General features: G+C 42.2%; 12 protein-coding genes and 1 tRNA gene. 10 read left to right on the forward strand and 3 right to left on the reverse strand.

Going from position 1 to position 12675, the window contains the following annotated elements:
• Window positions 1–571: 571 nt before the first annotated feature.
• Complete coding sequence (locus TH606_RS07115) at window positions 572–1207, reverse strand: nucleoside monophosphate kinase (RefSeq protein WP_068542386.1); 636 nt, start codon at window positions 1205–1207, stop codon at window positions 572–574.
• Window positions 1208–1210: 3 nt separating this feature from the next.
• The gene (ftsY, locus tag TH606_RS07120) at window positions 1211–2176 is read right to left on the reverse strand and encodes a signal recognition particle-docking protein FtsY (protein WP_068542389.1); all 966 of its coding nucleotides are present in this window, start codon (window positions 2174–2176) and stop codon (window positions 1211–1213) included.
• A 70-nt stretch (window positions 2177–2246) separates the two neighbouring features.
• Between ftsY and TH606_RS07125 the strand changes: the two genes are divergently transcribed.
• Window positions 2247–3317, forward strand: coding sequence for a branched-chain amino acid aminotransferase (locus TH606_RS07125; protein WP_068542392.1), 1071 nt, complete (start codon window positions 2247–2249; stop codon window positions 3315–3317).
• Here TH606_RS07125 and TH606_RS07130 read toward each other — a convergent pair.
• Window positions 3256–4452 (reverse strand): sigma-54-dependent transcriptional regulator, encoded by a 1197-nt coding sequence (locus tag TH606_RS07130; RefSeq protein WP_068542394.1) that lies wholly within the window; start codon window positions 4450–4452, stop codon window positions 3256–3258. The genes TH606_RS07125 and TH606_RS07130 overlap by 62 nt on opposite strands.
• A gap of 260 nt (window positions 4453–4712) precedes the next feature.
• On the opposite strand from TH606_RS07130, the gene TH606_RS07135 reads away from it, so the two are divergent.
• The 9 genes from TH606_RS07135 to TH606_RS07175 all read left to right on the forward strand — a co-directional run bounded on the left by TH606_RS07135 (window position 4713) and on the right by TH606_RS07175 (window position 12671).
• A tRNA-Gln gene (locus TH606_RS07135) sits at window positions 4713–4787 on the forward strand.
• Between the two features lie 14 nt (window positions 4788–4801).
• The gene (locus TH606_RS07140) at window positions 4802–5521 is read left to right on the forward strand and encodes an ABC transporter ATP-binding protein (protein ID WP_068542396.1); all 720 of its coding nucleotides are present in this window, start codon (window positions 4802–4804) and stop codon (window positions 5519–5521) included.
• Entirely contained in the window at window positions 5518–6309 is a 792-nt protein-coding gene (locus TH606_RS07145) for an ABC transporter permease (protein ID WP_068542397.1), read from the forward strand. Before TH606_RS07140 ends, TH606_RS07145 begins: the two co-directional genes overlap by 4 nt.
• A gap of 102 nt (window positions 6310–6411) precedes the next feature.
• Window positions 6412–6855: a 50S ribosomal protein L13 gene (gene rplM, locus TH606_RS07150; protein ID WP_068542400.1), complete on the forward strand. Its 444-nt coding sequence runs from the start codon at window positions 6412–6414 to the stop codon at window positions 6853–6855.
• A 13-nt stretch (window positions 6856–6868) separates the two neighbouring features.
• Complete coding sequence (rpsI, locus tag TH606_RS07155; RefSeq protein ID WP_068542402.1) at window positions 6869–7270, forward strand: 30S ribosomal protein S9; 402 nt, start codon at window positions 6869–6871, stop codon at window positions 7268–7270.
• Between the two features lie 50 nt (window positions 7271–7320).
• Complete coding sequence (argC, locus tag TH606_RS07160) at window positions 7321–8361, forward strand: N-acetyl-gamma-glutamyl-phosphate reductase (RefSeq protein ID WP_068542404.1); 1041 nt, start codon at window positions 7321–7323, stop codon at window positions 8359–8361.
• Window positions 8362–8363: 2 nt separating this feature from the next.
• Window positions 8364–9164 carry a tRNA pseudouridine(38-40) synthase TruA gene (gene truA, locus TH606_RS07165; RefSeq protein WP_068542406.1) on the forward strand — a complete coding sequence of 267 codons (801 nt, stop codon included), beginning with the start codon at window positions 8364–8366 and terminating at the stop codon, window positions 9162–9164.
• Complete coding sequence (locus tag TH606_RS07170) at window positions 9127–10329, forward strand: pyridoxal phosphate-dependent aminotransferase (RefSeq protein WP_068542408.1); 1203 nt, start codon at window positions 9127–9129, stop codon at window positions 10327–10329. Before truA ends, TH606_RS07170 begins: the two co-directional genes overlap by 38 nt.
• Before the next feature lie 449 nt (window positions 10330–10778).
• A complete protein-coding gene (locus tag TH606_RS07175; protein ID WP_269451050.1) occupies window positions 10779–12671 on the forward strand; it encodes a TonB-dependent receptor plug domain-containing protein in 1893 nt (630 codons plus the stop codon).
• Window positions 12672–12675 lie beyond the last annotated feature (4 nt).

Raw genomic sequence — 12675 nt, forward strand, 5'->3', positions numbered from 1 at the left:
CCTGCGGACACAGTTGACGAAACACTATGAACTTTTCAAAAATTGATAAATCTGTATGATGAACTTTTAATATCAAAATTTTATACACAAAAAACAATAAGTTTCCAATAATCATTAAAAAAAGAAAGCATGAAATAGATGTAAATTTACATCTTATTCAGGGAAGATCTAAAATAGGCAGGAGTTTTTAATTTTATCCTCAGACACAATTTTTGGTCGTACTCTCAGTTTTGGGAGGTTAAGGAGAGAACTTTCAAGGATATGCGTGGTAGAGATACGAGAAGGAAGGGCGAAAGGATCGGATTCTCAAGTGGACGGAGGGTAGTCCTTTAGTGAGGAAGGCATACAAAGCGTTTAGGCTTAAGATTTTTGGTGAACTTGAGATTTTTCCTGATGAGGAGAGCAGGCGTTAATTTTAGTGCCAGATAATTTCCTTTAAAGAAGACCTCTAGTACTCACGCCTAGTTTTTGGTAATCTCTTGTAACACTTGTGTAGTAAGGGATAACGGCTTTTTGTGTATCTATCAACTGTCAAACTCGGGTTCGTAAGCAGAACGCCAAAAAAAGATTTTTAGAGGTTCCCTAGTATTTTTTCGGCGGTTATTTTTTCTTGCAGGAGAGCAAGGGTTTCTTGAGGAGTAGTAAGTCTTCCGACGATTAGTTTTAAAATCTTTGCTCCTTTATTTTTATAATATTCGCGTAAAGGCCTGGTTCTTTTCTTATAAGTTTGCCATTTACGGTAAATAAGCTCTATATAGTCATCATCACGGCCTTTGCGGTCGCCACCAATATCCCGGTGGATACGCTCAAGTATCTCTTCAAAAGAAGCTTCTATTGTCACCACCAGGGGGATAAAAATCTTTTTAGCCAGGGCTTTGGCCTGACCCTGGTGGCGAGGAAGCCCATTCATAATAATTATTTCACGTCCGGAGAAATTTTTAGCCTTAAGGAAGGAAGTCAGTATTTTTTCGGCCAAATAAAAATGCTCGTTTTCAAGGAGAAGGCCTTCTTCAAGGACTTTTTTAATGAAGATTTGTTCTGATGGTAAGATATCATACCGATGGGCCCCTTTGGCAATGGCCCTTAATTCTCGGCCAAAATCAAAGTGAAGGCACTTATAACCAAAAAGCCCTACTTCTTCTAAGAGATCTCCCAAAGGGCTTTTCCCCACTCCTGTTGGTCCAAGAAGAAGTATTCCCTTAAGCATAAATTAAGGAATGATAGCTTCTACAAAAGCTTTGGGGTCAAAAGGTTCAAGGTCTTCTAGTTTTTCTCCCAGCCCAATGAAGGATATGGGAATTTTGAATAAATGGGTAAGGGTTAGAACTATACCACCTTTGGCTGTCCCGTCCATTTTGGTGACGATTAAAGTGTGTATGGGTAGGGCTTCTTTAAACCACTTGACCTGGCTTACTGCGTTTTGGCCAGTGGTGGCGTCAATGACCAGTATATTTTGATGAGGAGCTCCTTCAACGGCTTTGCCTGCCACTCTGGCCATTTTTTTTAGTTCTTCCATCAGGTTATATTTGGTATGAAGGCGGCCAGCGGTATCAATGAGAGCTACGTCAATCTGCCGGCTTGTGGCAGCCTTTAAACCTTCAAAAACAACAGAAGCCGGGTCAGCTCCAAGTTTTTGTTTGATAACAGGGATTTCCATACGTTTGCCCCAGTTTTCAAGCTGTTCAATGGCCGCAGCGCGGAAGGTATCAGCTGCTATGAAAAGAACGGAAAATCCGCTTTTTTTCAAACGATAGCCTAACTTAGCAATGGAAGTGGTTTTGCCAACCCCGTTTACCCCTACTACAAAAATAGCTGCCGGCCTTGCTTCTGGGGGGAAAGCAGGGGGTTCAAGGGAAAGAATCTTAAGCATTTCAGCCTTAAGGGCTTCTTTAAACTCAGAAGTTTTAAGAAGCTCACCCTGTGAGACCCTAATCCTCAAAGGAGTTAAAAGCCTTTTGATAGTGTCAATGTTAATATCAGCGGTTATTAAGGCCTCTTCAAGTTCTTCAAAGAATTTTTCATCAACGTTTCTTTCAATAACAAATACTTCACCCAGGCCTTCTTTGAGCTTTTCTCGTGTGCGTGAAAGCCTTTCCTTAAATTTTCCTAAAAGTTTTTTCTCTTCAGGGACTTCAGCGGTTTCTTTTTTATCTTTTTTGCGTAGCCACTTGAACATAGGAAATCCTTGCATTAAAAAAAGTTAAATTCGGTTTAAGAGATATACTACGTTAAAGGACTTGGCAAGAATGGAAATAAGACTTGATCTTTTACCTGCGGAAAAAAGAAGGAAGCTTGACCTAGAAGGCGGCCTTCCCTTTGGGCGTATCTTTACTGACCACATGTTTTTAATGCTTTACGATGAAGCCAAAGGCTGGCACAGCCACCAAATAAAGCCTTATGAGCCCATCTGCCTTGACCCGGCAGCAGCCGTTTTCCACTATAGTCAGACCATATTTGAAGGGTTAAAGGCCTATTACGGTGTTGATGGTCGTATCAGGCTTTTTCGGCCAGAACGCAATATGGCTCGTATGAACTATTCAGCCAGACGTATGTGTATGCCCTCTATTGACGAAGGTTTTGTATTAAAGGCCCTTAAAACCCTGGTTGATATTGAAAAAGACTGGGTTCCCAGGGAAAAGGGTTCAGCCCTTTACATCAGGCCCCTGATGATGGGAACCGAAGCCTTCTTAGGCGTGAAACCAAGCAGTGAGTATATTTTTTTCATTATCCTTTCTCCAGTAGGTGCTTATTATAAAGAAGGTTTTAATCCCATCAAAATTTACGTTACAGACAAATATGTTCGCGCTGCTCCAGGGGGAGTGGGAGACGTTAAAACCGGTGGCAATTACGCTGCAAGCCTTATGGCCTCTGAAGAAGCAGCCAGGTTAGGCTATACCCAGGTGCTCTGGCTTGATGCGGTAGAACGCCGTTATGTGGAAGAAGTGGGCACCATGAATATTTTCTTTTACTTTGAGGAAGAACTGGTAACGCCTGCTCTTACCGGGACTATCCTTCCTGGAATTACGAGAGAGTCTGTGATTCAAATGGCTAGAAGTTGGGGCCTTAAGGTTAGTGAACGCCGTATTACCATAGATGAAGTTATTGAGGGGGCTAAAACTGGTCGTCTAAAAGAATGTTTTGGCACAGGGACAGCGGCGGTTATTTCTCCAGTAGGCTGTCTGGCCTATAAGGGCAAGGAATATATTATTAATGAAGGAAAAACAGGCCCACTGGCTAAAAAACTTTTTGAAGAGCTTACCGGGATCCAGTACGGCGAGAAACCTGACCCTTACGGCTGGATACAGTTCGTTCCTTAATTCTTTTCTCTTCTTGAATAAGCTGGCTTAGAAGGTCTTCAATATCTTTAAACTTGAGTTTTATTTCAAGACCTTGGGGTAAATACTTTTTAAGGGCTTCTTCTTCGTTCCAGATTACCACATCTTTTATAATATTTTGCAATTCGTTTAAATTGTTAGGCCAGGAGTAGAATAACAATTTTTCTATAAAATCGGCTGAGAGAGAAAATATTTCTCTATGATACAAATGGGCGTAATGTTCCAGAAAATGTTGGGCAAGAAGAGGTATGTCTATTTTGCGTTCTTTTAAAGACGGGAGATAAAGGGCAAATTCTGATAGACGGAAAAATATCTCCACGTGAATTTTCCCGGCCTTGAGGACTTCTTCAGGAGGCCTTGAAAGAGATACAATCAATTTAGCCGAACTTTTTACGGCTTCTTTGGCGCCCAGGGGGTAAAAATAGCCGCTTTCAATAAAAGAAAGGAGCTTTATCTGGGTTTTTAGCGGAAGATAATCAAGGTTTTCTATATAAAGAACACCCTCTCCCGCTCTGGCTAAAAGTCCCTTTTTTTCTTTTTTGATGTTAGGTAAAGTTTTAGCGGCAAAACCGAAAAGCACCGCTTCAATCATTTCTGAGGGTAAGTTCTGAGGAGAAAACTTGATAAAATTTCCGCCGCGATAAGCCTGGATATGACGAGCAATTAATTCCTTGCCTGTTCCTTTGGCTCCCCAAAGTAATACTGGTGAAGGAATAGAGGCTAATTTAGGAATAAAATTTCTTAATTTGACGATGCTTGCGTGTTTTCCTATTAAAGGATTTTCTCTTTCTTCACGCGTTAGTGGTAAATGGCTTGAGAACATTTCTTCAATGAAAGAAATAAGACGGCTCACTAAAAGAGGGCGTTTTAGAAATCTGGATTCCTTTTCTTTTAAATCCAGGGAGGGGGTTTTTTGACTTATGACCAGAATTTTGACATTTTTTCTGAGTCTAGAGAGAACAGACTCTACCATTTGGGGAGGTATTTTTTTGGGTTCAACCAGGATTAGCAAATTAGCGTTCTCTAGCCGTGTTTCATCAAGCTTGGCCAGAGTTAACAAATGGCTAAGATAATGGCCGACTAATTTATCTCCACTGATTAATTTATACTTTATCATTATTTGTTTTTGATAATGCAAAAAATGTGCCTTTTAAAAGAAAAAGGGAGTTACAGGAAATAATTTCTCTGAAAACTTTATGTTTTCTAGCTTTTAGGAAATTAGATTTGAGGGAAATTTTTTGGAGTCTAATCAGGTATAATGGGAAAAAATTTTCCTATTATGGGAAAAATTTTTCCTTTTAGGCACCACAAGTCTAATAAAAAAGAAGTGGTCTCTTGCAAGAAACTGCTAATAAGTTATTTTAAATATACCTTTGATCCCGGGTCGTCTAATCGGCAGGACATGGGGTTTTGGCCCCCATAGTGGTGGTTCGAGTCCACCCCCGGGATCCAACTTGAACCCTTCCATGGACACTATCCTTGAAGTAAAAAATCTAAGCAAGAAATTTGGGGCTTTTTGGGCCTTAAAAGACGTCTCTTTTACCCTTTATGAGGGAGAGATTTTAGGGATTCTCGGGCCAAATGGAGCCGGAAAGACCACTCTTATAAATTGCTTGCTGGGCCTGGTTTTACCCACTGAAGGCCGCATAAATTACTTTGGCCTGCCTTTCCCAAAATATCGCTCCAAAGTGCTGGAAAAAGTTAATTTTGCTTCAAACTATGTGGGGCTTCCCCTTTCCTTGACCCTTGAAGAAAATCTTTTGGTTTATGCCCATCTTTACCGTCTCAAAAATCCAAAAGAAAAAATAAGCGAGTTACTAAAGCTTTTTGGCCTCTGGGAAAAAAGAAAACTTCGTACGCGTACTCTTTCTTCAGGCCAGATGATGCGCCTTTGCCTGGCCAAGGCCTTACTTAATGAACCCAGGATACTTCTCCTAGACGAACCCACTGCTGGCCTTGACCCAGAAATTGCTAGAGATACCCGCAGCCTTTTGCAGAGTTTAAGCCACGAAAAAAATACAAGTATTATCATTACTTCTCATAACCTTTCAGAGATAGAGCGTATAAGTGACCGTGTCCTTGTCCTTCAAAAAGGACAGGTTAAGGCCCTCGGTACCAAAGAGGAACTTTTAAAAAGCTTTGAAGCCAAAAGCCTGGAAGATCTTTATTTCAGGTTAAACCTATGAATCCCAGACGTATTTACGCGGTAATATTAAGGCAAGTTTTTCTTTATCGGCGGAGTTTTACCAGGGTGCTTGATGTTTTTTACTGGCCTACGGTAGATCTCCTTCTATGGGGATTTATTACTATCTATTTAGCCAGAGGAGGAGCTTCCCTTCCTCCTTACGCCTCGTTTTTCCTGGGAGGCTTGATTCTTTGGAATATCCTTTTAAGGGCCCAGCAGGGGGTTTCTGTTTCATTTTTAGAAGATATCTGGGCCAGGAATTTAATCAATCTCTTCGTTTCTCCACTAAAGATATCAGAATATCTTGTGGCCCTTGTGTGCATAAGTTTAATCAAAGTCGCCTTTGCTTTTGGGGTTATGTCTTTTCTAGCAAGCCTTTGTTTTGGTTTTCAGGTTTTCAAACTTGGTTTCTGGCTTTTGCTATTTGTTTTGAATCTCTGTGCTATGGGCTGGGCCATTGGTCTGGTGACCATGTCAGCTATTCTCTGGTTTGGCCAGGAGGCCGAGATCCTGGCCTGGGCTCTCGCCTTTCTCTTTTTGCCAGTGTCAGGGGTTTTTTATCCAGTGGAGGTTTTGCCTGAAGGCTTAAGGCAGGTGGCTACCATAGTGCCGGCTTCTTACGTGTTTGAAGGTATGCGTGAGGTTCTTTTAGCCAAAAGCCTTAACCTTTCTCTTTTACAAAAGGCCTTTCTTTTGAATTTGTTCTATCTCTCAGGAAGTCTGGTTTTATTTTTAACGGTATATCGTAAGGCCCTGGAAAAAGGCACTATCCCAAAGATTGGAGAATGATTGCAATTTTTTTATTTTAGTCTAAAATTTGTAACGCTTACTTGACAAGAAAGCCCAAGTCTTTTAAAGATTTTGAGCCGATCTGGCAGTGGAGGAGTAAAAATGGCTATATTTACATCTCAGACCCCGATGTTGAAAAAGGAAGAAGTAAAAAGGGCCTGGTACGTGGTTGACGCCAAGGGTAAGACTTTAGGTCGTCTGGCAAGCATTATTGCTTACCGCTTGCAGGGCAAACATCGCCCTGACTACACCCCTCATGTTGACGCCGGGGACTTTATCGTAGTGGTAAACGCTGACAAAGTGAAGCTTTCTGGCAAAAAGCTTGATCAGAAGATTTACTGGCGTCATTCTGGCTACATGGGAGGGATTAAGCTTACGCCAGCCAAAAAGATGCTTGCTAATAAGCCTGAAGAAGTTATCAGGCTGGCGGTAAAGCGTATGCTTCCCAAAAATCGCCTGGGTCGCAAAATGCTTAAAAAGTTAAAGGTTTATAGGGGGGAGGCTCACCCTCATACCGCTCAGAAACCAAAAGTTTTAGAAATCTAAGAGGTGAGACAAGATGGCTAAGAATCCTGAAAGGTTTTACGCTACTGGCAAGAGGAAAACCGCTATTGCCCGTGTCTGGATTATGCCTGGAAGTGGCCAGTTTAAAGTTAATAACAAGCCCTTTGAGGAATATTTTTCTGATAACGTAGTAGCCAGGCACGTGGTAGAACAGCCCTTTAATGTTACAGGCACTTCTGGCAAGTTTGACATTATCTGTACAGTCAAAGGCGGTGGCAAGTCTGCTCAGGCAGAGGCCATAAGACATGGTGTGGCCAGAGCGCTAATAGTTTATAACGAAGAGCTTCGCCCTTCTCTCAAAAAAGCTGGTTTTCTTACCCGTGATGCCCGCGTTAAAGAGCGCAAGAAATACGGTCTTCGCGGGGCACGGCGCGGCCAGCAATACTCCAAACGCTAAACTGGAAGCTGTCAGGGGAGCCACTTGGCTCCCCTTTAATTTTTTATACCATGCTAAAGGTAGCCATAGTAGGGGCCACAGGTTATACCGGGCTAGAATTGTTACGTATTCTGGCTAACCATCCAGAGGTAGAGGTAGTTTCTGTAACTTCCAGGGAAAAGGCTGGCCAAAAAATAAAAGATGTTTTTCCTTTTGAGGCCCGTTTTGCTGATCTTGTCTTTGAAAAACCAGACGTTGAAAATATAGCCCCAAGAGTGGATTTGGTTTTCTTGTGTGTGCCTCACGGGGCGGCAGCTATAACGGCCAAGGCCTTTCTTGAGGCGGGAGTTAAAGTTATAGACCTTTCTGCTGATTTCCGCCTTAAAGACTCACAAGTTTACGAAAACTGGTATAAAACTACCCATCCCTGTCCTGAAATTATAGAACAGGCTGTGTACGGTCTTCCAGAAGTTTATCGGGAGGAAATAAAAAAGTCCTCTTTAGTGGCTAATCCTGGGTGTTATCCCACGGCAAGTTTACTTCCCCTTATTCCTTTGCTTAAAGAAGGCTTGATTGAGCCTCAAAGTATTATTATTGATGCCAAAAGTGGTGTTTCAGGGGCAGGCCGGAGTGCCAAACTTCGCCTTATTTTCTGTGAGGTAAACGAAGACTTTTGCGCTTACAATGTGGCCATGCATCGGCACACTCCAGAAATTGAACAGGAATTGAATCTAGCCGCAGGTTCTTCTTTCAGTATAAACTTTACCACCCATCTGGTACCAATGAGCCGTGGTATCCTTGCCACCTCTTACGCTTCGGTTAAAGAAGGCGTTACTGAAAAAGACCTGAGAGGAGCTTTAAGCGGCGCCTATAGCAAAGAGCCTTTTGTTAAGGTGTTAGAGGAAGGTCAATATCCCCAGACAGCCCATGTAAAAGGGACAAATCTTTGCGTTATTGGCTTAAAACTTGATTCCCGCACCCGAAGGGCCATTATTATCTCTGCTATTGATAACCTTGTTAAAGGGGCAAGCGGCCAGGCCGTGCAAAATATGAATATTATGGCAGGTTTTTCTGAGACCATTGCCCTTGAAACAAGGCCTCTTTTCCCTTAACTATGCGCAACATAAAGCTAACCATTGCTTATGACGGTACCAATTATCTCGGCTGGCAAAAACAAAAGGTAGGTCCTACCATTCAAGGTGTTTTAGAAGATACTCTGAGGCGCCTTCTCGGGCACAAGGTAAAACTTAGGGCCGCAGGCCGCACAGACGCTGGAGTCCACGCTTTAGGGCAGGTGGCCAACTTCCTTACTACGAACAAAATGCCTTTAGAAGACATGCATCGGGCTTTAAACGCCCTTCTTCCCAAGGACATCGCCATTGTCAGGATAGAAGAAGTCCCTATCAAATTTAACGCCCAGTACGACGCTAGGTATAAAACATACTTCTATCAGATTTATAATCATCCCATCAGGAATCCCTTGGTGAGGCTTTATTCCTGGTGGGTCCCGCAAAAACTAAATCTTGAAGCCATGAAGGCCTGTTTGCCGCTTTTTGTAGGGCAAAAAGATTTTGCCAGCTTCAAAAAAGCAGGTACAGAAACCAAGACCACCATTCGCACTATTTTTTCGGCGGAGCTTAAGCGGGTGCCAGGGGTAGCAGGCATGCTTCGTTTTGAGATTTCAGGAAGGGGTTTTTTACGATATATGGTAAGAAATATCGTGGGAGCTCTAGTGGAAGTGGGGCTTGGTAAGCTAACTTATGAAGAACTGGCAAATATTTTAGAGGCTAAAGATAGAGCCCTTGCTCCACCTCCGGCCCCACCACAGGGCCTATTTTTGAAAGAAGTAATATACGAAACCAAAAGGAGGGTTTCTCGTGAAAGAAAAACTAGCAACCAGAGTCAAACAGCTTAAACCATCAGCTACTTTGGCGGTGAACGCCAAGGCCAAAAGCTTAAAGGCCAAGGGCATAGACATTATTAACCTTTCAGCTGGTGAGCCAGACTTTGACACCCCTGACCATATCAAGACTGCTGCTATCAAGGCTATAGAAGAGGGCTTTACCCGTTACACTCCTGTGCCAGGGATTCCTGAACTGCGGGAGGCTATTGTAAGCCGGCTGGCAGAAGACTACGGCTTAACCTATAAGCCTGAAGAGGTGGTGGTCTCCTGTGGGGCCAAGCAGGCCTTGTTTAATCTGGCTCAGGCCCTATTTGAGCCCGGTGACGAAGTCTTGATTCTGGCCCCTTACTGGGTCTCATATCCACCAATAGTTGAGCTGGCTGGAGCTAAGCCGGTAATCGTTCCTTCAAGCAGGGAAAATAACTTTGAGCCCAGAATAGAAGACATTGCTAAGGCCATAACTCCCAAAACAAAAGGGATTATTTTGAACAGCCCTTCAAACCCTACGGGCCAGATTTATAGCCGCAAGTTTATGGAAGAGTTAGCCAGCCTTTTGAAAGAAAAGGGTTTGGTAATAATTTCTGATGATATTTATGACAAGCTTCGTTTTGACGGCCATGGGCCTGAAAATATTTTAACGGTGGCGCCAGACCTTAAAGACCAAACCATCATGGTAAACGGGGTTTCAAAAACTTACGCCATGACTGGCTGGCGTATAGGCTGGGCAATAGGGCCAGAAGATATTATTAAAGCCGTATCAAAGATTCAGGGGCAAAGCACCTCTAACGCCACCTCGGTGGCTCAAAAGGCGGCCCTTGAAGCCCTGGTCGGCCCTCAGGATTGTGTAGCGGAAATGTGTACTTCTTTTAAACGCCGGGCCAAACTTCTTTACGATGAGATTACTAAAATTCCAGGCTTAAGCCTTCCTGAACCGAAGGGGACTTTCTATGCTTTCATTGACTTTTCAAGTTACTACGGCAAGAAAGCTCCTTCTGGCCAGGAAATAAGGGACTCATTGGGTATTTGTGAATACCTCCTTGAGGAAGCAAAGGTGGCTACGGTGCCAGGGGTGGCCTTTGGCGACGATAGATGTTTAAGGATTTCCTTTGCCAGCGCCGATGAGGATATTAAGCAAGGGATTGCTCGTATTGCCGAGGCATTAAGTAAGCTTGGTTAAACTGAAATCTTTCTTTTAGTGGTGAAAGAACTGTTAGCGGGGGGCACAAACAGAGGGCAATTTAAGCACTGTTATTGTGATCTTCTCTTGATATGTCAAACGAGCGAAGCAATCCTGTTTTGGCTGATATTGAAGATACCAAAGAGCGCCACAATGACTATGTCACCCTTGAGATGGCATTTTGTTATGTGAAAGGATTTTTGTAATAATTTGATGTTTGTTTTGTGCTCCCAAAAAGATAGCTAGGAGCAAAGATTGCAACAGCCCCTTTTTTCTAGCGGGAAAAATTGGCCAGAATTTTTTTCTTTTCTATCTAAAATTGTCTGTTTTTTGTTCATCTTTTTTTTTTCTTATTAGTTGAGACTCTTCAGGCTAAAAATCACTCGGCAGGAGAACTTGAAGCCTTTCTAGAAAAAGCTACAGCCACGGCTCTTGAGTTAGGTCTTAACATTGATGAATATCCTTCTTCATTTACGGTATTTGACCGTAAATTAATAGAACGAACAGGGGCCACTACTATCGCTGAGCTCCTGCGGTTTGTTCCAGGTCTTGAGGTTATCAGGGAGGGCAACGGTTCTTTTCACTTAATTGTTAGGGGTAATTATTCTGATAGGCGGGTTTTGATTTTATGGGACGGACAACCATTAAACGTGCTTCACACTAGAAGGGCTTTGAGTTTTATTGGGGCTTTGCCGGTAGATATTCTGGAGAGAATTGAAATTTCAAGAGGCCCTTCCTCAGTTGTTTATGGTTCTTATGCTGAAGGAGGAGTAATTAATCTTATTCCTCGTAAATGGGAAAATGCCGGCGAAGTAGGGGTGGCCTATGGAAGCTTTGATACAAAGCGTCTTTTTACTTCAGGAGGAATAATAAAAAATGGCTGGGACGTTCAAATAAGTGCTGGGGCTAGCGATTCTCACGGAGATAAGTTTACTGTAAAAGACATTTTAGATATTCCCGGGCAGGTAAATACGGCTTCTGAAACTAACTGGCAGGAAATTAGGCTAAATAAAGATGATTTTACTATTAAATTTTTCCGTTTTTTTATTGATTTAACCCGATATTATGGCGTAACTAACAGATTGCCGCGTACCAACGAACCAAGTGCTCAAATAGAACAAATAGGAGGCCAGTTTGTTTATAATTTTTCATGGAACCACTGGTTTGATACCTCTTTGTACTTAAACTGGCGCGAAGATTCAATTGATTACGGTACATATTATGCTTTTCATCCCGCTCCTCCTGAAAGACTGCCTCCTTTTGAAAAACCAACTTTAGCTAAAGAAAAAATTGGTCTGCGAGAAGTTTCAGGAGGTCTTAATTTTCACTACCATTATGGCAAACATTGTTTGACCTGGGGGATAGAATTTTTAACTAACAAGATACGCTCAGTTGATTTTTGGGCGAATCGTCATTTACCAGACCTTACCCCTTTAGGTTCTTTAACCAAGTTAAGAGACCCCTGGCCCCATGAAGAAGAAAAAAGATGGGCTATTTTTTTTCAAAATCTGTGGGAAATTTCCTCTCGAGACGAAATAAATATAGGCCTTCGTTATGATAAATACGATGATTTTGAAGGCCAGTTTAGCCCTCGTTTAGTCTGGATTCATCGTTTTTCAGAAAAGTTTCTCTCTAAACTTATTTACGGACATGGATTTCGTGTGCCAGATCTGGATTCACTTTATAGTGATCATACTCCTTTGGTTTCTGGTAGCAGAGATCTTAGACCAGAAAAACTTGATTCTATAGAAGCGGTATTCATTTGGAAGCCTTCTTTTAGAGAACGGGTGAGCTTAAGTCTTTATCACATGTGGCTTAAGAATACACTTGGTCGGAGGACTCCAGCTAATCTTTCCGGATGGCATTTCAGGCAAGGTGGAGATGAAAAAGTTTGGGGAGGAGAAATTGCTTATCGCTATCAGGGGATTAACTGGGATATTTATCTTTATGGTAGCTATCAATGGGGAGAAAATGAGTTTGGAGACCCTCGTCCATACGTAGCTAATGTCTTAGCTGGTGGAATCATTTCTTATTCATTTGGTAGAATACCGCTAGAAATCAATTTAGGGATTAATTACGTAGGTTCACGCTGGCGTGATAAACATAATCCCGTTGATATATCCTCTTCAAACTATGAAGAAGATAATAGAGATAAACTGAAGGGATATACCAATATAAACTTAAAGCTAAATTATAGCCTAACAAATAAGATAACTATATGGACAGCGGTAAATAATCTTTTCGACGATGATATACGATATCCGTCAAGTTATAGAAGTATTCCAGAAGATTATAGGGAAGCAGGCCGTTATATAGAAATCGGACTAAAGTTCAAGTTTTAGGTTC

Origin of the sequence: Thermodesulfatator autotrophicus, assembly GCF_001642325.1 — a bacterium.
GTDB classification, from domain to species: Bacteria; Desulfobacterota; Thermodesulfobacteria; order Thermodesulfobacteriales; family Thermodesulfatatoraceae; genus Thermodesulfatator; species Thermodesulfatator autotrophicus.